The following is a 661-nucleotide window of genomic DNA, read 5'->3' on the forward strand; positions in this document are numbered from 1 at the left end:
GATGTTGCAAGGTGGCTGTGACCCATTTTATGTCGCTCGCCGAGTAGTTCGTATGGCTAGCGAAGATATCGGTAATGCGGATCCGAGAGCCTTAACGCTCGCACTGAATGCGTGGGAGGCGCTCGAACGATTGGGTCAGGCTGAAGGCGAACTCAGTTTGGCGCAGGCGGTCGTGTATCTTGCGGTCGCGCCGAAGAGTAACGCTGTTTATACGGCCTATAAGGCGAGTCGTTCCTTCGTGCAGAGTGATGTGTATCGTGATGTTCCAATGCATTTACGTAATGCACCAACTAAGTTGATGGCGGAACAGGGAATGGGGGAGGGATATCGCTATGCGCATGATGAACCTTTTGCCTTTGCTGCAGGGGAGTCTTATTTTCCGGAGGAGATTGATGGTACTTGTTTTTATGAACCGGTTGAGCGAGGTTTGGAAATTAAGATTTCGGAGCGTGTGAAAGCTCTGAGAGAAGCCAATAAGACATCAAATAACCAGCGATATTCCTCCGATTAAGGTGGTGCTGCGTCTGATGTATCGACACACGCACATTTTTCATTTCATTACTTCAGTATACTTTTTCCGTTTTTGTTCTAGGAGATTGGTCGCTTCATGAAGCGCTTAGTAGTTGTTTTTTTAGCATTTAGTTCCTTAGTCGTTTCCGAT

General features: G+C 47.4%; 1 pseudogene. It reads left to right on the forward strand.

Going from position 1 to position 661, the window contains the following annotated elements:
• Positions 1-511: pseudogene (locus tag A3738_RS05200) on the forward strand (recombination factor protein RarA); the annotation flags it as partial.
• Positions 512-661: the final 150 nt, after the last annotated feature.

This window comes from Oleiphilus sp. HI0066 (assembly GCF_001635725.1).